Here is a 17,366-nt window from a genome sequence, read left to right as displayed (position 1 = left end):
CATAGAGTGTTCATGCGGCCTGCAGATACTTGGGCCCGTTCCATCTCACAACCCACGATATTCCTGCTAGGAGCAAGGCATGAAACTGAAGCGTTTGATGGCGGCCCTGACCTTTGCCGCCGCTGGCGTCGCTGCCGCCAATGCGGTCGCCGCTGTCGATCCTGCAATCCCGACCTACACCAAGACCACCGGTGTATCGGGCAACCTCTCCAGCGTCGGTTCCGACACCCTCGCGAACCTGATGACCCTGTGGGCCGAGGCCTACAAGAAGGAATATCCGAACGTAAACATCCAGATCCAGGCCGCCGGCTCCTCCACCGCGCCACCCGCGCTGACCGAAGGCACCGCCAACCTGGGCCCGATGAGCCGCAAGATGAAGGACGTCGAGCTGCAGGCCTTCGAGCAGAAGTACGGCTACAAGCCGACCGCCATCCCGGTCGCCGTCGACGCCCTGGCCGTGTTCGTGCACAAGGACAACCCGATCAAGGGCCTGACCATGGCCCAGGTCGACGCCATCTTCTCCTCCACCCGCCTGTGCGGTGGCAAGAGCGAGATCAAGACCTGGGGTGACGTCGGCGTGACCGGCGACCTGGCCAACAAGCCGATCCAGCTGTTCGGCCGCAACTCGGTATCGGGCACCTACGGCTACTTCAAGGAAGAAGCCCTGTGCAAAGGCGACTTCAAGCCTAACGTCAACGAGCAGCCTGGCTCGGCCTCGGTCGTGCAGTCGATCAGCTCCTCGCTGAACGGCATCGGCTACTCGGGCATCGGCTACAAGACCGCCAGCGTCAAGACCGTGGCCCTGGCCAAGAAAGAAGGGGGCGCCTTCGTCGAAGACAACGAAGCCAACGCCCTGAACGGTACCTACCCGCTGTCGCGCTTCCTGTACGTCTACGTCAACAAGGCGCCGAACAAGCCTCTGGCCCCGCTGGAAGCCGAGTTCGTCAAGCTGGTGCTGTCGCAGGCCGGCCAGCAAGTTGTCGTGAAGGACGGTTACATCCCGCTGCCAGCCAAGGTGGTCGACAAGACCCTGGCCGACTTGGGCCTGTCCCACGCGGGTAACGTTGCAAAGAAGTAAGTAACTGAGGACGAGGCCGGTGCCAACAATGCCGGCCTCTCCCACGAATTCCCTAGTCCGAAGCCAGGGCTCCTGAGCGGCGGGCTTTTTTGCGTCACTGCACTGTCATGTTTTTGTCATACGGGACCGCTAGGGTGTGCGCATGAATGATCTGGCCAACTCCACAATGACCCAAAATTCTCCTCCCGTGCGCATTGATTTCAATACGCCCGAGTTGCAACGCAAGCGCCGCCTGCGCGCCCTCAAGGACCGTCTGACCCGCTGGTACGTCCTGGTGGGCGGCCTTGCCGTGCTGGCAGCGATCACGCTGATCTTCTTCTACCTGGCCTACGTGGTGCTGCCGCTGTTCCAGGGCGCCGAGTTGACCAGCAAAAAGGCCTTGGAGCCGACCTGGCTGCAGCAGGACGCCGGCAAACCCCTGATGATCGCCCTCGAGGAGCAGAACCTCGTGGGCATGCGTGTTTCCGACAAGGGCCAGGCGCTGTTCTTCGACACCAAGACGGGTAACGAATTGAAGCGCGTCGACCTGCCGCTGCCCGCGGGCGCCCAGGTCAGCTCGATCAGCACCGACCAGCCCGGCAGTCCGCTGGTGGTGCTGGGCCTGTCCAACGGCCAGGCGCTGGTGTTCCATCACACCTACAAGATCACCTATCCGGACAACAAGAAGACCATCGACCCGGGTATCGACTACCCCTATGGTCAGGACCTGTTCACCCTGGATGACCAGGGCCGCGCACTGGAACACGTGAGCGTCAACGTCAGTGGCGACACGTTGCTGCTGGCCGGCTCCACCGGCGCGCACCTGCAGGTGATCGAACTGTCGCGCACCGAGAACATGATGACCGACGAGGTCACCATCGAGCAGAACCGCATCGAACTGCCGCAGATGACCGAGGTGGTGAAGAACATTTTCATCGACCCGCGCCAGCAGTGGTTGTACGTGGTCAACGGCCGTGCCACCGCCGACGTGTTCAGCCTGCGCGACAAGAGCCTCAATGGCCGCTACAAGCTGCTGGAAGACGGCAACGCCGAAATCACCGCGACCGCCCAGTTGGTCGGCGGCATCTCGCTGATCTTCGGTGACTCCAAGGGTGGCCTGAGCCAGTGGTTCATGGCCCGTGACCCGGATGGCGAGTCGCGCCTCAAGCTGATCCGCAGCTTCCAGTTGGGCAAGGCCCCGGTGGTGCAGATCGACGCCGAAGAGCGCCGCAAGGGCTTCATCGCCCTGGACAGCGAAGGCAAATTGGGCGTGTTCCACAGCACCGCACACCGCACCCTGCTGGTCGAGCCGGTCGCCGAAGGCGCGGGCGTGCTGGCCCTGTCGCCACGCGCCAACCGCATCATCATCGAGCAAGGCGGCAAGCTGCTGCCGCTGAGCCTGCGCAACCCGCACCCGGAGATCTCCTTCAGCGCGCTGTGGGGCAAGGTCTGGTACGAGAACTACGACGAGCCTAAATACGTCTGGCAGTCGACCGCCTCGAACACCGACTTCGAGCCCAAGCTGAGTCTGTCGCCGCTGACCTTCGGCACGCTCAAGGCCGCGTTCTACGCGATGATCCTGGCCGCGCCGCTGGCGATTGCCGCCGCCATCTACACTGCCTACTTCATGGCCCCGGGCATGCGCCGCAAGGTAAAGCCGGTGATCGAGCTGATGGAAGCGATGCCGACGGTGATCCTCGGCTTCTTCGCCGGCCTGTTCCTCGCGCCGTACCTGGAAGGCCACCTGCCGGGCGTGTTCAGCCTGTTCGTGATCATGCCGATCGGCATCCTGCTCGCCGGCTTCAGCTGGAGCCGCCTGCCGGAGTCGATCCGCCTGCGCATCCCGGATGGCTGGGAAGCGGCGATCCTGATCCCGGTGATCCTGGTGATCGGTTGGTTCGCCCTGTACATGAGCCCGTTCCTCGAGAGCTGGTTCTTCAAGGGCGACATGCGCCTGTGGATCAGCAACGACCTGGGCATCACCTACGACCAGCGCAACGCCTTGGTGGTCGGTATCGCCATGGGCTTCGCGGTCATCCCGAACATCTATTCCATCGCCGAAGACGCCGTGTTCAGCGTGCCGCGCAGCCTGACCCTGGGTTCGCTGGCGCTGGGCGCCACGCCGTGGCAGACCCTGACCCGCGTGGTCATCCTCACCGCCAGCCCGGGCATCTTCTCGGCGCTGATGATCGGCATGGGCCGTGCGGTGGGCGAGACCATGATCGTGCTGATGGCCACCGGCAACACGCCGGTGATGGAGATGAACCTGTTCGAGGGCATGCGCACCCTGGCCGCCAACGTGGCCGTGGAAATGCCCGAATCGGAAGTCGGCGGCAGCCACTATCGTGTGCTGTTCCTCGCTGCCCTCGTGCTGCTGCTGTTCACCTTCGTGATGAACACCCTGGCCGAGCTGATTCGCCAGCGCCTGCGCAAGAAATACTCGTCGCTTTGATAGAAAGGTAGAGATCCGTGAAAAAGGATTCCCTCAAAGGCTGGTTCAAGAGCGGCGCCCCCGGCGTCTGGATCAGTGGTGGCGCGGTCGCCATGGCGGTCATCATGACCGTCGGCCTGCTGGCCGTGATCGCCGTGCGCGGCCTGGGCCACTTCTGGCCGGCCGACCTGGTCCAGGCCACCTACAAGGTGCCGGGCCAGGCCGACCACGTGGTCATCGGTGAAGTGGTGCAGAAAGAAGAAGTACCGCGTGAACGCCTCAAGGGCGCCGGCCTGCCGGTGCCCGAGCAGGGCCCGGAGTTCATGACCCGAGAGCTGATCAAGGTCGGTAACCGCGACCTCAACGGCAGTGACTTCACCTGGGTGGTCGGCGAGTGGCTGGTGGACCAGCAAAAGCCTGCCGACCTGATCGCCCTGGAACGCCGTGAGTGGGGCAACTTCTACGGTTACCTGGTCAGCGTCAAGGAAGAGGGGCGCGTGGTCGCCCAGGGCCCCGAGGCCTGGAACGAGCTGCAGGCCCGCCTCAAGCGCGCCAGCGAGCTCAACGACCAGTTGGTGAAGCTGGAGAAGAAGGATATCGGCGCCATCAACCATGGCCTCGAGCGCCTGCGCCTGCACGGCCGCAAGCTGGAACTGGACGGCAAGCTGGACGCCGCCGCCCAGGCCGACATGGACGCTGAACGTGCCGAGCTGAACAACCGTTACAAGGCCATCGAGGAGCGCCTGACCGGCCTGCACCAGGCCTTTGCCCGCGACAGCCTGGTCGCCCGCGACGGCAATGGTCGCGAGGTGGAGATCAACCTGAGCAAGGTGGTCCACGCCATCCAGCCGAACGCCATGTCCGGCCTGACCAAGATGGGGGCCTACTTCGCCAAGGTGTGGGAGTTCCTCAGCGACGACCCGCGTGAGGCCAACACCGAGGGGGGTATCTTCCCGGCCATCTTCGGCACCGTGATGATGACCCTGATCATGGCCGTGATCGTCACCCCGTTCGGCGTGCTGGCCGCGGTCTACCTGCGCGAGTATGCCAAGCAGGGCCCGGTGACCCGGTTGATCCGCATCGCGGTGAACAACCTGGCCGGCGTTCCGGCGATCGTCTATGGCGTGTTCGGCCTGGGCTTCTTCGTCTACGTGCTGGGCGGCTCGATCGACCGGCTGTTCTTCCCAGAGTCGCTGCCGGCGCCGACCCTCGGCACCCCCGGCCTGCTGTGGGCCTCGCTGACCCTGGCGCTGCTGGCGGTACCGGTGGTGATCGTGGCCACCGAGGAAGGCCTGGCGCGAATTCCGCGCACCGTGCGCGAGGGCTCGCTGGCCCTGGGCGCGACCAAGGCCGAGACCCTGTGGAAGATCGTCTTGCCGATGGCCAGTCCGGCCATGATGACCGGCATGATCCTCGCCGTGGCCCGCGCCGCCGGCGAAGTGGCCCCGCTGATGCTGGTGGGTGTGGTGAAGCTGGCGCCGTCGCTGCCGGTGGACGGCAACTATCCGTACCTGCACCTGGACCAGAAGATCATGCACCTGGGCTTCCACATCTACGACGTCGGCTTCCAGAGCCCCAACGTCGAGGCCGCGCGGCCGCTGGTGTACGCCACCGCGCTGTTGCTGGTGCTGGTGATCGCCACCCTCAACCTCTCGGCGGTGTGGATCCGTAACCACCTGCGCGAGAAGTACAAGGCCCTCGACCACTGATCCTGATTGCAAGCGTGCCGCCCGAACAGCGGGCGGCCCTTTGAAACGAATTGATAGCGTATGGAGTTGACCATGCAGCATGAATCCCACGCCCACGGCATCGACATGTCGGCCCTGGGCCGCGACAAGCAGAGCCTGCGCCTGGCCGAAGAGACCGTGGCCATCGAAGTTCCCGGGCTGTCCCTGTTCTACGGCGACAAGCAAGCGCTGTTCGACGTCAGCATGAACATCCCCAAGCAGCGCGTGACAGCCTTCATCGGTCCGTCCGGCTGCGGCAAGTCCACCCTGCTGCGGACGTTCAACCGCATGAACGACCTGGTCGACGGCTGCCGCGTGGAAGGCGCCATCAACCTGTATGGCAGCAACATCTACCGCAAGGGCGAGGACGTGGCCGAGCTGCGCCGTCGCGTGGGCATGGTGTTCCAGAAGCCCAACCCGTTCCCCAAGACCATTTACGAGAACGTGGTCTATGGCTTGCGCATCCAGGGCATCAACAAGAAGCGTGTGCTCGACGAAGCCGTCGAGTGGGCGCTGAAGGGCGCGGCGCTGTGGGATGAGGTCAAGGATCGCCTGCACGACTCGGCCTTGGGCCTGTCCGGTGGTCAGCAGCAGCGTCTGGTGATTGCCCGCACCATCGCCGTGGAGCCTGAAGTGCTGCTGCTCGACGAACCGTGCTCGGCGCTGGACCCGATCTCGACCCTGAAGGTCGAGGAGCTGATCTACGAACTGAAATCCAAGTACACCATCGTCATCGTGACCCACAACATGCAGCAGGCGGCCCGCGTTTCGGACTACACCGCGTTCATGTACATGGGCAAACTGGTCGAATTCGGTGACACCGACACCCTGTTCACCAACCCGGCGAAAAAGCAGACCGAAGACTACATCACCGGTCGCTATGGCTAGGGGGCGACCCGTGGGGGCAGGCTCCCACAATGGATTCTTCTTGCCAGGGAACGATACGAACGACTAGAAGCTTGCAGCTGCTTCGCGGAGCGAAACGATGATCAACAAAGAAAGCCTTACCCACCACATCTCCCAGCAGTTCAACGCCGAACTCGAGGAGGTGCGCAGCCACCTGCTGGCCATGGGCGGGTTGGTCGAGAAACAGGTGAACGACGCCGTCACCGCGCTGATCGAGGCCGATTCGGGCCTCGCCCAGCAGGTGCGCGAGGTCGATGAACAGATCAACCAGATGGAACGCAACATCGACGAGGAGTGCGTGCGCATCCTCGCCCGTCGCCAGCCGGCGGCCTCCGACCTGCGCCTGATCATCAGCATCTCCAAGTCGGTGATCGACCTGGAGCGCATCGGCGACGAGTCGACCAAGATTGCCCGCCGCGCCATCCAGCTGTGCGAGGAAGGCGAGTCGCCGCGCGGCTACGTCGAAGTGCGCCACATCGGCGACCAGGTGCGCAACATGGTTCGCGACGCGCTGGACGCCTTCGCCCGTTTCGATGCCGACCTGGCGCTGTCGGTGGCGCAGTACGACAAGACCATCGACCGTGAATACAAGACCGCGCTGCGCGAGCTGGTCACCTACATGATGGAAGACCCGCGCTCGATCTCCCGCGTGCTCAGCGTGATCTGGGCCCTGCGTTCGCTGGAGCGCATCGGCGATCACGCGCGCAATATCTCGGAGCTGGTGATCTACCTGGTGCGCGGCACCGACGTGCGCCACATGGGCCTTAAGCGCATGAAGGCCGAGGTGCAGGGCGAAGCGTTCGATGAGGGCGAAATCGCTAATGTTCCGGCTGAACCGGACGATAAATAGGATTGCTCCCGAGCATGAACGCCCGGCAACCGCCGGGCGTTTTCGTTTGCGGTCGAGCACCAGCAGGCACCCGCGAACCGTGTGAGAAGTCCCGGCGTGACCAGTGGTTTGGCAAATGGCCATCAGTCGGCGGTATGCTAGCCGGGATTCAAGAGGAATATCGATGAGTAAAGTGAATGTGCTGGTCGTGGACGATGCCCCGTTCATCCGCGACCTGGTGAGGAAGTGCCTGCGCAATGCCTTCCCCGGCATGGTGATCGAGGACGCGGTCAATGGCCGCAAGGCCATGGCCATGCTGAGCAAGGAACGTTTCGACCTGGTCCTGTGCGACTGGGAGATGCCGGAGATGTCCGGCCTTGAACTGCTGACCTGGTGCCGCCAGCAGGAAGAGATGAAGACCATGCAGTTCATCATGGTGACCAGCCGTGGTGACAAGGAAAACGTGATCCAGGCCATCCAGGCCGGTGTGTCCGATTTCGTCGGCAAGCCGTTCACCAACGAGCAGCTGCTGACCAAGGTGAAGAAGTCGCTGACCAAGATCGGCAAGCTCGACAGCCTGATGTCCAGCGCGCCGGCGCGAGTCAACTCGGCGTTCGCCAACGACTCGCTCAGCGCCCTGACCGGCGGTCGTCCAGACGCGGCCAAGGTAACCGCACCCGCCGCCGCGCCTGTGGCCGCGGCGGCCAAGCCTCTGATCAACGCCCCCACGCCGAAGACCGCCGCTGCGGCGGCCCAGGCTGGTCGTGGCCAAGGCCAACTGCGGCTGTCCAGCGGAACCCAGCCGTGCATGATCAAGGCCCTGAGCCTCAAGGAAGCCCTGCTGGTGGTGCGTCGCGGCACCAACCTGCCACAGGTGCTCGAAGGCGCGGTGCTGGACCTGGAGCAAGGCGAGAATGCCGAAACGGCGCGGCTAAATGGCTACCTGCACGCTATTGCGGCGCTGGAGCCCAAGCCTGAGAGCGACTGGCTGCAACTGACCTTCAAGTTCGTCGACCAGGATGCGCAGAAGCTCGACTACCTGTCGCGACTGATTGCCCGCGGCACGGCGCAGAAGCACTTCACGCCCGGGGCTTGATGGCCGCTTGAGCACCGCGACAGGTCGGAGCGGATTTTGTGGGAGCGGGCTTGCCCCGCGATAGCGATGGTATGGCCACCGTCGTCATCGCGGGGCAAGCCCGCTCCCACGTTACCCATCCGGCACTTCGCCCGACCAACTGTCATATCCCTCTCAAATTCGGCTGCTAGGCTTCGACAGAACACAACTGTCAAAAAGCCACTATCATGCCGCCCGCCCGCCTCCTGCTGTTCTGTGCCTTGCTCACGGCCTCGGCGTCGAGCTTGGCCATGACCGTCTACAAGACCACCGACACCTTCGGCGTGGTCTCCTATTCCGATCGCCCGAGCCCTGGGGCCAAGGCCTTCGTGTTTCGTGAGCCCATGGTCGAGCGCCTGGATGGCCAGGTTCGCCTGAAAACCGAGCCCTTTGCCGGTGGCGTGCGCTTTGTCGCTCGCAATGAACTGTTCGTACCCATGGAGGTGGAGCTGCGTGTGGAGCGCCTGGCCAATGCCCAGGGCGGTAATGCCCCGCGTATCGTCCGGCGCCTGGTGCCGCCGCGCTCGACCCAGGTGCTCAGTGTGGTCCAGGCCCGCCAGGGGGGCAGCCTCAGGTACGACACCCAGTTTCGCTATGCCATGGGCGACCCGGGGCAGCGCCCGCAGGGCTATCGCTATCCCTTTCCCTGGAAGGGCGGACCGTTTCGCCTGAGCCAGGGCCCCAATGGCCGGTTCAGCCATTTCGGGCCCAAGGGCCGCTACGCCATGGACATCGCCATGCCCGAGGGCACACCGATTATCGCGGCGCGGGGTGGGGTGGTGGTGAAGATCGAGAACAACCAGAGCGGGCGGGGCAACAACCCGGCGGGCAATTTCGTCAGGATCCTGCACCCTGACGGCACCATGGGCGTGTACCTGCACCTGATGCGTGGTTCGGTGGTGGTGGGCGAGGGCCAGCGGGTGGCCCAGGGACAGGCGCTTGCCAAATCGGGCAACACCGGCAACAGCAGCGGGCCGCACCTGCATTTCGTGGTGCAGCGCAATGTGGGATTGGCGCTGGAGTCGATACCGTACCAGTTCGACCGACCGATTAACGGGTTGCCGGATTTCACTGCCGGCAACCCTTGAGGCTTTTGGGGCCGCAAAGCGGCCCCAAAGGATCAATCGAGCTTGAGCACCTTGGCCAGCACGATCTTCGGACCTTTCATCTTCTTGATGATGATGCGCAGGCCTTCGACCTCGAGTACTTCCTCTTCCTCGGGCACGCGCTTGAGGGTCTCGTAGACCAGGCCGGCAAGGGTTTCCGCTTCGATATGGTCCAGGTCGACACCCAGCAGGCGCTCGACCTTGAACAGCGGCGTATCACCGCGCACCAGCAGCTTGCCGGGTTGGTAGGCGAGGATGCCGCGCTCGGTCTTGCGGTGTTCGTCCTGGATATCGCCGACCAGTACTTCCAGCACGTCTTCCATGGTCAGGTAGCCGATCACCTTGCCATCGGCTTCCTCCACCAGCACGAAGTGCGCGCCGCCCTTGCGGAACTGCTCCAGCAACTGGGACAGCGGCATGTGCCGTGACACGCGCTCCAGCGGACGGGCGAGGTCTTCAAGGTCGATGGTCTCGGGCAGGTGGTCCAGCTCGGCCAGCTCCAGCAGCAGGTCCTTGATGTGCAGCAGACCGGTGAATTCCTCGCGCTCGGCGTCATACAACGGGTAGCGGCTGAACTTGTGGCGGCGCAGCAGGGCGAGGATTTCCTTCAGCGGCGCATGGGCGTCGATGCTGACCATGTCCTCGCGGGAGTTGGCCCAGTCGACCACTTCCAGCTCGCCCATCTCCACGGCCGAGGCCAGCACGCGCATGCCCTGGTCGCTCGGATCCTGGCCGCGGCTGGAGTGCAGGATCAGCTTGAGCTCCTCGCGGCTGTAGTGGTGCTCGTGGTGCGGCCCGGGCTCGCCTTGGCCTGCGATGCGCAGGATGGTATTGGCGCTGGCGTTGAGCAGGTAGATGGCCGGGTACATCGCCCAGTAGAACAGGTACAGCGGCACGGCCGTCCACAGCGACAGCAGCTCGGGCTTGCGGATCGCCCAGGACTTGGGCGCCAGCTCGCCGACGACGATGTGCAGGTAGGAGATCACGAAGAAGGCGACGAAGAACGAGATCGCCTTGATCAGCTCCGGGCTGTCCACGCCCACGGCAGCCAGCAGCGGCTCGAGCAGGTGGGCGAAGGCCGGCTCGCCGACCCAGCCCAGGCCCAGGGAGGCGAGGGTGATGCCCAGCTGGCAGGCCGACAGGTAGGCGTCGAGCTGGTTGTGCACCTTGCGCAGGATGCTGCCACGCCAGCCGTGCAGCTCGGCGATGGCTTCGACTCGGGTGGAGCGCAACTTGACCATGGCGAACTCGGCGGCAACGAAGAAGCCGTTGAGCAGCACCAGGAACAAGGCGAAGAGAATCATGCCGAAATCGGCGAACAACGAGGTGAGGCTGATACCAGGGGAAGGGTCCATGATGGAGTTTTTACGGGGTCCGTCTTTGCAATGGAGAGAAAAAAAGTGCCAGCGATGGCTGGCACGGGGGATCCAATGTAGCGGCTGGAGCCTTAAAAGCAAAGGGCTGCAAAGCAGCCCCGGTACTGTCAGGCCTTGTTTGCGACCAATTGCGCCGGCGCAAAGTGGCAGGTAAAGGTGCTGCCGTGCCCCGGCACGCTGCTGATTTCCAGCCGCCCGCGATGGCGCATCAGCACATGCTTGACGATCGCCAGCCCCAACCCGGTGCCGCCGGTGTTCGACGCTCGGCTGGAGTCGACCCGGTAGAAGCGCTCGGTCAGGCGTGGCAGATGCTTGGCCTCGATCCCCACCCCCGAGTCCTGAACGCTCAGGTGCGCGCCCTGTTCGTCGGCCCACCAGCGGATGCGGATATTGCCTTCGTCCTGGGTGTACTTGACCGCGTTGAACACCAGGTTGGAGAACGCGCTGCGCAGCTCAGACTCACTGCCCTTTAGACGAATGCCAGGCGTCGCCTCCAGGCTGATGCGCTGATTGCGCGGGCCGGACAGGGCCTGGGCATCGTTCTTGATGGCGCCGAGCAGGGTGTCGACCAACACGGGCTGGTTGTCGGAGGGGTAGTCGGTGGCCTCGAGCTTGGCCAGCAGCAGCAGGTCGTTGAGCAGGGTCTGCATGCGCGAGCCTTGCGCGCTCATCTGCTGCAGGGCGCGGTTCCAGCGCGGGTTCACGTCCTCGACGTTGTCCAGCAGCGTCTCCAGGTAACCGGTGATCACCGTCAGCGGCGTGCGCAGCTCGTGGGAAACGTTGGCGACGAAGTCCTTGCGCATCTGTTCCAGCTGGTGAATACGGGTCACGTCGCGAACCAGCATCAGGTGTTCGTTGTTGCCGTAGCGGGTCAGGTGCAGTTGTACGCGCAGCCGGTCGTTGATTGGCGACGGAATCTCCAGCGGCTCGGCGTAGTTGTCCGACTCGAAATACTCCTTGAAGCGCGGATGGCGCACCAGGTTGGTCACCGGCTGGCCGCCGTCCTGCGGCGTCTTGAAGCCCAGCAGGGTCTCGGCGGCGCGGTTCCACCACTCCAGGTTGCCTTCGCTGTCGAGCATGATCACCGCGTCGCGCAGGGCGGCGGTGGACTCCTGGACCCGGTCGATCACCGCCTGCAGGCGGCCGCGCACGCGCTGGTCGCGGCGCTGCAGATGGTAGATGCTGTCGAACACCTCGCCCCACAGGCCGTAGCCGTCGGGTGGCGCCTCGTCGGGCTGGTGGTTGCGCAGCCAGTCGTGCAGGCGCAGCAGTTGCTTCAACGTCCAGCCCAAATACAGGGCCAGGCCGATGGCCAGGCTCCAGCCATAGTAGCCGCTGACCAGCCCGCCGATCAGGCAGACGGTGATCAGCAGGAGCATGTGGCGAATCAGGGTCGCGTGCCAGTTCTGGTTCAATTGACAGTCCTTGTACAGCGGGCGCCGGGGCTTCGATCAGCTCTTGGTCGAGAAGCGATAGCCGGTGCCGCGGACGGTTTGTACCAGATTTTCATAGGCTTCACCCAGCGCCTTGCGCAGGCGACGGATATGCACGTCGACGGTGCGTTCCTCGACGTAGACGTTTCCGCCCCAGACCTGGTCGAGCAGCTGGCCACGGGTGTAGGCGCGCTCCTGGTGGGTCATGAAGAACTGCAGCAGGCGGTATTCGGTGGGACCCATCTCGGCCGGCTTGCCGTCGATGGTCACGCGGTGGCTGATCGGGTCGAGCAGCAGGCCACCGACTTCGATTGGCGCCTCGCTGTCGCTCGGGCCGGTGCGGCGCAGCACGGCCTTCAGGCGCGCCACCAGCTCGCGGGGCGAGAACGGCTTGGTGATGTAGTCATCGGCGCCGACCTCCAGGCCCTGGATCTTGTTGTCCTCCTCACCCTTGGCGGTGAGCATGATGATCGGGATGTCGCCGGTCAGCTCGTCGCGCTTGAGGCGGCGGGCCAGCTCGATGCCCGAGGTGCCCGGCAGCATCCAGTCGAGCAGGATCAGGTCCGGCTTGCGGTCGACGATGATGGCGTGGGCCTGTTGCGAGTTCTCGGCCTCGAGGCAGTCATAGCCGGCCATTTCCAATGCAACGGCGATCATCTCGCGGATAGGCGCTTCGTCGTCGACGATCAGAATGTTTCTGCCAACCATGCTCAATTACCTCTCCCAGGAACGGTGTCTTGGCCCGCATTAGATAACGGAATTATTGCAGCTGTGTGACAGGGTGTTGGCCATTCTGGCGACATTGCGTGACTGGACTAGGCTTCAGGGGGCCGCGAAGGCGGTGCGGACATTCAATCCACCCCCGAAACAATGGTGATTCCAATGACACGACATACGCTGAGCTGGATGGCCCTTTGCGCTGCGCTGGCAGTGCCGGGGGTGGCGTCGGCTCATCACGCCATGGAAAAGGACGGCATGTGGGTCGATCATGACGGCATGACGCTGTACACCTTCGACAAGGATGTTGGCGGCAAGTCCATGTGCAACGGCGAGTGCGCCAAGAACTGGCCGCCGTTGATGGTGAAGAAGGACGATGAGGCGCCGAAGGACAAGTGGACCCACGTCACCCGAGAGGATGGCTCGATGCAGTGGGCCTATGACGGCAAGCCGCTGTACACCTTCGTCAAGGACAAGAAGGCCGGGGAGACCACCGGCGATGGCATGAAGGGCGTCTGGCATATCGCCAAGCCATGAGATTGCCAGGGTCGCTTTGCGACCCTTTCGCGGCACAGGGCCGCTCCTACAGGTAAGTGGGCCCCCTGTAGGAGCGGTCTTGTGTCGCGAAGGGCTGCAAAGCAGCCCCAAAGGCTTTCAGCGTAACGCGTAATCCAGCACCACCCCGCCAAAGATCAGCATCCCCGCCCAATGGTTGTGCAGAAACGCCTTGAAGCACGACTCCCGATCCAGCTTGCGCGTCGACCAGAACTCCCAGGCAAAGCACACCGCCGCCGCCAGCAGCCCCAAGTGGAACCAGCCGCCCAGCTCGAAGCGGTTGCCCGCCAGCAGCAGGCAGCCCAGCGACAGCAACTGCAAGGTCAGGATGATTACCCGGTCGGCCTCGCCGAACAGGATGGCGGTGGATTTCACGCCGATCTTCAGGTCGTCGTCGCGGTCGACCATGGCGTAGTAGGTGTCGTAGCCCACTGTCCACAGCAGGTTGGCGATGTACAGCAGCCAGGCACTGGCCGGCAGCTCGCCGCCCGCGGCGGTGAAGGCCATCGGGATGCCCCAAGAGTACGCCGCGCCCAGCACCACCTGCGGGTAGTAGGTATAGCGCTTCATGAACGGGTAGCAGAACGCCAGGGCGACCGCGCCGAACGACAGCCACACCGTGGTGGCGTTGGTGCACAGCACCAGCAGGAAGCTCAGCCCCACCAGCAGGGCGAACAGCACCAGCGCTTCGCGGGGTTTCACCCGGCCGCTGGCCAGCGGGCGGTCGGCGGTGCGCTTGACGTGGCCGTCCACCTTGCGGTCGGCAAAATCGTTGATGCAGCAGCCTGCGGCGCGCATCAGTACCACGCCGAGGCCGAAGATCAGCACGTTGGCCAGGGTCGGCGAGCCGTTGCCGGCGATCCACACCGCCGACAGCGTCGGCCACAGCAGCAGGTAGATGCCGATCGGGCGGTCCATGCGGCTCAGCTGGATGAAGTCCCAGGCTCGTGGGTGCACGCAGTTGAGCGATTTGAGCAGTTGCAGGTACATCAGCGGTTCTCCTCCTTGGCCGCATGCCACAGGGCGGGTAGGAACACCTCGGCCACCAGCAGGTCGAGGCCGTCCCGCTCGAAGCGCGAGCGGCGTCCCCACAACCCGGCGCTGGCGACCTCCACGGGCAGCCAGCCCTGTGGATAACTGCACACTTCGATCGGATGGCGGACGAACGCCTGGTCGCAGAACAGCAGTTCGCCCAGCGAGCGGCTGCCCAGGGTCTCCAGGTCCAGCCCGCCGCGTTCCAGCGCCGTGCGGCTGGCCACGCTGCGGGCAAACACCCACGGCTGGCCATGGCCGCGCAGGTAGACCTCGCGGACCCAGCCCTGCGCGCCGAGGGCAAGGCCCAAGGCGGCGCATTCGTCGTCGCGCAGGGGCTGCCAGCCCTCGAACAGGGGGGTGACGCTGAAGTGGTCGTGGGAGAGACGGGTGAGGCGACGGGTCAGGGAGCCTTGGTCGAACAGCCAGCCCAGGGTCGGCTGGTCGAGGGTGGTCGCCAGCTGCGGATACGCCAGCCACGCGACCGCGGCTGCTTGCGGGGTTTCGTACGGCACGTCGGTATGCTTGATACAGGCCAGAGAGGCGGCGAGCTTAGCATGTTTGCCATCGTGGCTTGCATACTGCCAGCAGGGCCAGTACAAAAGCCGACCAGAGATTGCACGGTGGTCTCCTTGCGGGCTTGCCCCGCGCCGATGCCATCAATTGCAACGCACCCTGTAGCCTGACCGAGGAACAGCAGTAAATGAAGAAGTGGCAATGTATTGTCTGTGGCCTGATCTACGACGAGGCCCAAGGCTGGCCGGACGACGGCATCGCCCCTGGCACCCGCTGGGAGGACGTACCGGAAGACTGGCTGTGCCCCGACTGCGGCGTCGGCAAGAGTGATTTCGAAATGATCGCCATCGGCTGATCGCAACCCTGGCTTGAAGAAGGAACGCACGACATGACGTCCCCCGTGGTGATCATCGGTACCGGCCTTGCCGGCTACAACCTGGCGCGAGAGTTTCGCAAGCTCGACGGCGACACGCCGCTGTTGCTGATCACCGCCGACGACGGTCGCTCCTACTCCAAGCCCATGCTGTCCACCGGCTTCGCCAAGCAGAAGGACGCCGACGGCCTGTGCATGGCCGAACCGGGTGCCATGGCCGAGCAGCTCAAGGCCGAGATTCGCACCCACACCCGCATCAGCGGCATCGACCCAGGCCACAAGCGCCTGTGGATCGGCGAGGAGGCGGTGGAATACCGCGATCTGGTGCTGGCCTGGGGCGCGCAGACCGTGCAGGTACCGGTCGAAGGCGATGCGGGCGAGCTGATCTTTCCGATCAACGACTTGGAAGACTACGCACGCTTTCGCGCCGCCGCCGCGGGCAAGCAGCGGGTGCTGATCCTCGGGGCCGGCCTGATCGGTTGCGAATTCGCCAACGACCTCAGCCTCGGCGGCCTGCAGTGCCAGGTCGTCGCCCCCTGTGAGCAGGTGATGCCGACCCTGCTGCATCCGGCTGCCGCCGCAGCCGTGCAGGCGGGGCTGGAAGGGCTGGGCGTTCGCTTCCATCTCGGTCCGGTGCTGACCCGGCTGCAACGCGCAGGCGAGGCGCTCGATGCGCACCTGTCCGATGGCAGCGTGATTCCCTGCGACCTGGTGGTATCGGCCATCGGCCTGCGCCCGCGCACCGACCTGGCGGCAGCGGCGGGGTTGCAGGTCAACCGTGGGGTGGTGGTGGACCGCCAGCTGCGCACCTCCCACGCCAATATCTTCGCCTTGGGCGACTGCGCCGAGGTCGACGGGATCAACCTGCTGTACGTCATGCCGCTGATGACCTGCGCCCGTGCCCTGGCCCAGACCCTGGCCGGCAACCCGACCGCGGTGGCCTACGGCCCGATGCCGGTTACCGTGAAGACCCCGGCCTGTCCGCTGGTGGTATCCCCGGTGCCGCCCGGCCACGAGGGCAGCTGGGTGGTCGAGGGCAGCGGCGCCGACCTGAAAGTGCTCTGCCACGGCGCCGATGGCCAGCTGCTGGGTTATACCCTGACCGGCGGCGCGGTCATGGAGAAACTGGCGCTGAATCGCCAGTTGCCGCCCTTGATGGCGTAAATGGCGGGCGTTCTGTCGGAATTATCCTGTTCTTGCCGCGACAATGGCCGCCCAGATACTGGCGCGGCCCCGGTGGGCGTGCCATCCTCACTGGCGTCTGCCGCAGCCTAGAGCCTGCGGTGCCTTGAACGCTGCTCCCTCCGGCAGCACGGCATAACAACAAGAAATCCCGTCAAAGAGGCTTCACTATGCGTAAACCAGAACTCGCCGCCGTCATCGCCGAAAAGGCCGATCTGACCAAGGAAAAGGCCAACCAGGTCCTGAACGCGATTCTCGACAGCATCACCGGCGCGCTCGACAAGGACACCGTCACCCTGGTCGGTTTCGGCACCTTCGAAAAACGCCACCGTGGCGCCCGCACCGGCAAGAACCCGCAGACCGGCGAGCCGGTCAAGATCAAGGCCAGCAACACTGTCGCCTTCAAACCTGGCAAGGGCCTGCGTGACAGCGTCAACGTACCTGCCAAGCCTGCCAAGAAAAAGTGACCGGACAGCTTCACCCGACGGGCGCCTGGAGGCGCCCGTTGCGTTTCTGGTAAGCAAATGCGGCGAACTTGCATAAACAGGGCGAGAAACGGATAAACTGCGCGACTCAGTCACTTTTCATTCGAGGCGTGTTGATGAAGTTTCGCTTTCTTCTCTGGGCCATGGGCTTGCTGATGGCCAAGGCCAGCCGCAACAACCCGGCGTTCCAGCAGCAGCTGCAGGACAAGGACCTGGTCTTCCAGATGCAGACGCTCGACGGCAAGGTTGCCCGGCACTTCATCGTCAAGGACCTGCGCATCAGCAGCAAGGGCGGCCTGCACCCGCAGCCGGCCTTCGCCATCGCGTTCAAGGACGCCGCTTATGGCTTTGCCACGCTGCAAGCCGGTAACAAGCAGCTGGCGTTCATGCAGGGGATCCAGGAGAAGAACATCCAGATCAAGGGCAATCCGGCGCTGGTGATCTGGTTCCAGGGCTTGATGAAGTACCTGAAACCAAAGAAGAAGGCCTGAAATCGCCGGACCTGCATTGGCAGCCAGTTCCCATGA

Annotated in this window: 17 protein-coding genes; 12 read left to right on the top strand and 5 right to left on the bottom strand. The window is 64.2% G+C overall.

Features of this window, described 5'->3' with window-relative positions:
• The first annotated feature begins 79 nt into the window (after nucleotides 1-79).
• The 7 genes from AC25MA_RS09390 to AC25MA_RS09360 all read left to right on the top strand — a co-directional run bounded on the left by AC25MA_RS09390 (nucleotide 80) and on the right by AC25MA_RS09360 (nucleotide 9,152).
• Nucleotides 80-1,078 (top strand): phosphate ABC transporter substrate-binding protein PstS, encoded by a 999-nt coding sequence (locus AC25MA_RS09390; protein ID WP_011536436.1) that lies wholly within the window; start codon nucleotides 80-82, stop codon nucleotides 1,076-1,078.
• A 142-nt stretch (nucleotides 1,079-1,220) separates the two neighbouring features.
• Nucleotides 1,221-3,509 carry an ABC transporter permease subunit gene (locus AC25MA_RS09385; protein ID WP_280063633.1) on the top strand — a complete coding sequence of 763 codons (2,289 nt, stop codon included), beginning with the start codon at nucleotides 1,221-1,223 and terminating at the stop codon, nucleotides 3,507-3,509.
• A 17-nt stretch (nucleotides 3,510-3,526) separates the two neighbouring features.
• Nucleotides 3,527-5,197 (top strand): phosphate ABC transporter permease PstA, encoded by a 1,671-nt coding sequence (gene pstA, locus AC25MA_RS09380; protein ID WP_062575621.1) that lies wholly within the window; start codon nucleotides 3,527-3,529, stop codon nucleotides 5,195-5,197.
• 72 nt (nucleotides 5,198-5,269) lie between these two features.
• Entirely contained in the window at nucleotides 5,270-6,103 is an 834-nt protein-coding gene (gene pstB / locus AC25MA_RS09375) for a phosphate ABC transporter ATP-binding protein PstB (protein WP_028689970.1), read from the top strand.
• A gap of 97 nt (nucleotides 6,104-6,200) precedes the next feature.
• The gene (gene phoU, locus AC25MA_RS09370) at nucleotides 6,201-6,971 is read left to right on the top strand and encodes a phosphate signaling complex protein PhoU (RefSeq protein ID WP_023630537.1); all 771 of its coding nucleotides are present in this window, start codon (nucleotides 6,201-6,203) and stop codon (nucleotides 6,969-6,971) included.
• Between the two features lie 163 nt (nucleotides 6,972-7,134).
• A complete protein-coding gene (locus AC25MA_RS09365) occupies nucleotides 7,135-8,046 on the top strand; it encodes a response regulator (RefSeq protein ID WP_028689969.1) in 912 nt (303 codons plus the stop codon).
• Between the two features lie 206 nt (nucleotides 8,047-8,252).
• Nucleotides 8,253-9,152: a peptidoglycan DD-metalloendopeptidase family protein gene (locus AC25MA_RS09360; protein ID WP_028689968.1), complete on the top strand. Its 900-nt coding sequence runs from the start codon at nucleotides 8,253-8,255 to the stop codon at nucleotides 9,150-9,152.
• 32 nt (nucleotides 9,153-9,184) lie between these two features.
• On the opposite strand, the gene AC25MA_RS09355 is transcribed toward AC25MA_RS09360, so the two are convergent.
• From AC25MA_RS09355 to phoB, 3 genes are all read right to left on the bottom strand, one after another.
• Nucleotides 9,185-10,525, bottom strand: a complete 1,341-nt coding sequence (locus AC25MA_RS09355; RefSeq protein WP_028689967.1) for a hemolysin family protein — start codon at nucleotides 10,523-10,525, stop codon at nucleotides 9,185-9,187.
• Nucleotides 10,526-10,653: 128 nt separating this feature from the next.
• On the bottom strand, nucleotides 10,654-11,925 hold the full coding sequence (gene phoR / locus AC25MA_RS09350) for a phosphate regulon sensor histidine kinase PhoR (protein WP_232108952.1): 1,272 nt from the start codon (nucleotides 11,923-11,925) through the stop codon (nucleotides 10,654-10,656).
• Nucleotides 11,926-11,997: 72 nt separating this feature from the next.
• Nucleotides 11,998-12,687, bottom strand: coding sequence for a phosphate regulon transcriptional regulator PhoB (phoB, locus tag AC25MA_RS09345; protein WP_003253341.1), 690 nt, complete (start codon nucleotides 12,685-12,687; stop codon nucleotides 11,998-12,000).
• A 174-nt stretch (nucleotides 12,688-12,861) separates the two neighbouring features.
• On the opposite strand from phoB, the gene AC25MA_RS09340 reads away from it, so the two are divergent.
• Nucleotides 12,862-13,233, top strand: coding sequence for a COG4315 family predicted lipoprotein (locus AC25MA_RS09340; protein ID WP_182324011.1), 372 nt, complete (start codon nucleotides 12,862-12,864; stop codon nucleotides 13,231-13,233).
• A 117-nt stretch (nucleotides 13,234-13,350) separates the two neighbouring features.
• Here AC25MA_RS09340 and ubiA read toward each other — a convergent pair whose 3' ends face one another.
• Together ubiA and AC25MA_RS09330 are read right to left on the bottom strand one after the other, a co-directional pair.
• A complete protein-coding gene (gene ubiA, locus AC25MA_RS09335) occupies nucleotides 13,351-14,241 on the bottom strand; it encodes a 4-hydroxybenzoate octaprenyltransferase (protein WP_241411282.1) in 891 nt (296 codons plus the stop codon).
• Entirely contained in the window at nucleotides 14,241-14,798 is a 558-nt protein-coding gene (locus tag AC25MA_RS09330) for a chorismate--pyruvate lyase family protein (RefSeq protein WP_241411284.1), read from the bottom strand. The genes ubiA and AC25MA_RS09330 overlap by 1 nt, the downstream gene beginning before the upstream one ends.
• Before the next feature lie 188 nt (nucleotides 14,799-14,986).
• On the opposite strand from AC25MA_RS09330, the gene AC25MA_RS09325 reads away from it, so the two are divergent.
• The 4 genes from AC25MA_RS09325 to AC25MA_RS09310 all read left to right on the top strand — a co-directional run bounded on the left by AC25MA_RS09325 (nucleotide 14,987) and on the right by AC25MA_RS09310 (nucleotide 17,330).
• Nucleotides 14,987-15,154 carry a rubredoxin gene (locus AC25MA_RS09325; RefSeq protein WP_028689962.1) on the top strand — a complete coding sequence of 56 codons (168 nt, stop codon included), beginning with the start codon at nucleotides 14,987-14,989 and terminating at the stop codon, nucleotides 15,152-15,154.
• A gap of 33 nt (nucleotides 15,155-15,187) precedes the next feature.
• Entirely contained in the window at nucleotides 15,188-16,336 is a 1,149-nt protein-coding gene (locus tag AC25MA_RS09320; RefSeq protein WP_486971973.1) for an NAD(P)/FAD-dependent oxidoreductase, read from the top strand.
• 188 nt (nucleotides 16,337-16,524) lie between these two features.
• Nucleotides 16,525-16,821, top strand: a complete 297-nt coding sequence (locus AC25MA_RS09315) for an HU family DNA-binding protein (protein ID WP_028689960.1) — start codon at nucleotides 16,525-16,527, stop codon at nucleotides 16,819-16,821.
• Nucleotides 16,822-16,955: 134 nt separating this feature from the next.
• Entirely contained in the window at nucleotides 16,956-17,330 is a 375-nt protein-coding gene (locus AC25MA_RS09310; protein WP_050707542.1) for a hypothetical protein, read from the top strand.
• Nucleotides 17,331-17,366: the final 36 nt, after the last annotated feature.

The organism is Pseudomonas sp. P65(2024), assembly GCF_057480955.1.
This window is presented reverse-complemented; position numbering and strand designations above follow the sequence as displayed.

Bases quoted from the DNA above. Each gene is read 5' to 3' on its own strand.
- AC25MA_RS09390 (WP_011536436.1), top strand. From the start codon at position 80: ATGAAACTGAAGCGTTTGATGGCGGCCCTGACCTTTGCCGCCGCTGGC.
- AC25MA_RS09385 (WP_280063633.1), top strand. From the start codon at position 1,221: ATGAATGATCTGGCCAACTCCACAATGACCCAAAATTCTCCTCCCGTG.
- pstB (WP_028689970.1), top strand. From the start codon at position 5,270: ATGCAGCATGAATCCCACGCCCACGGCATCGACATGTCGGCCCTGGGC.
- phoU (WP_023630537.1), top strand. From the start codon at position 6,201: ATGATCAACAAAGAAAGCCTTACCCACCACATCTCCCAGCAGTTCAAC.
- AC25MA_RS09365 (WP_028689969.1), top strand. From the start codon at position 7,135: ATGAGTAAAGTGAATGTGCTGGTCGTGGACGATGCCCCGTTCATCCGC.
- AC25MA_RS09360 (WP_028689968.1), top strand. From the start codon at position 8,253: ATGCCGCCCGCCCGCCTCCTGCTGTTCTGTGCCTTGCTCACGGCCTCG.
- AC25MA_RS09355 (WP_028689967.1), bottom strand. From the start codon at position 10,525: ATGGACCCTTCCCCTGGTATCAGCCTCACCTCGTTGTTCGCCGATTTC.
- phoR (WP_232108952.1), bottom strand. From the start codon at position 11,925: ATGCTCCTGCTGATCACCGTCTGCCTGATCGGCGGGCTGGTCAGCGGC.
- phoB (WP_003253341.1), bottom strand. From the start codon at position 12,687: ATGGTTGGCAGAAACATTCTGATCGTCGACGACGAAGCGCCTATCCGC.
- AC25MA_RS09340 (WP_182324011.1), top strand. From the start codon at position 12,862: ATGACACGACATACGCTGAGCTGGATGGCCCTTTGCGCTGCGCTGGCA.
- ubiA (WP_241411282.1), bottom strand. From the start codon at position 14,241: ATGTACCTGCAACTGCTCAAATCGCTCAACTGCGTGCACCCACGAGCC.
- AC25MA_RS09325 (WP_028689962.1), top strand. From the start codon at position 14,987: ATGAAGAAGTGGCAATGTATTGTCTGTGGCCTGATCTACGACGAGGCC.
- AC25MA_RS09320 (WP_486971973.1), top strand. From the start codon at position 15,188: ATGACGTCCCCCGTGGTGATCATCGGTACCGGCCTTGCCGGCTACAAC.
- AC25MA_RS09315 (WP_028689960.1), top strand. From the start codon at position 16,525: ATGCGTAAACCAGAACTCGCCGCCGTCATCGCCGAAAAGGCCGATCTG.
- AC25MA_RS09310 (WP_050707542.1), top strand. From the start codon at position 16,956: ATGAAGTTTCGCTTTCTTCTCTGGGCCATGGGCTTGCTGATGGCCAAG.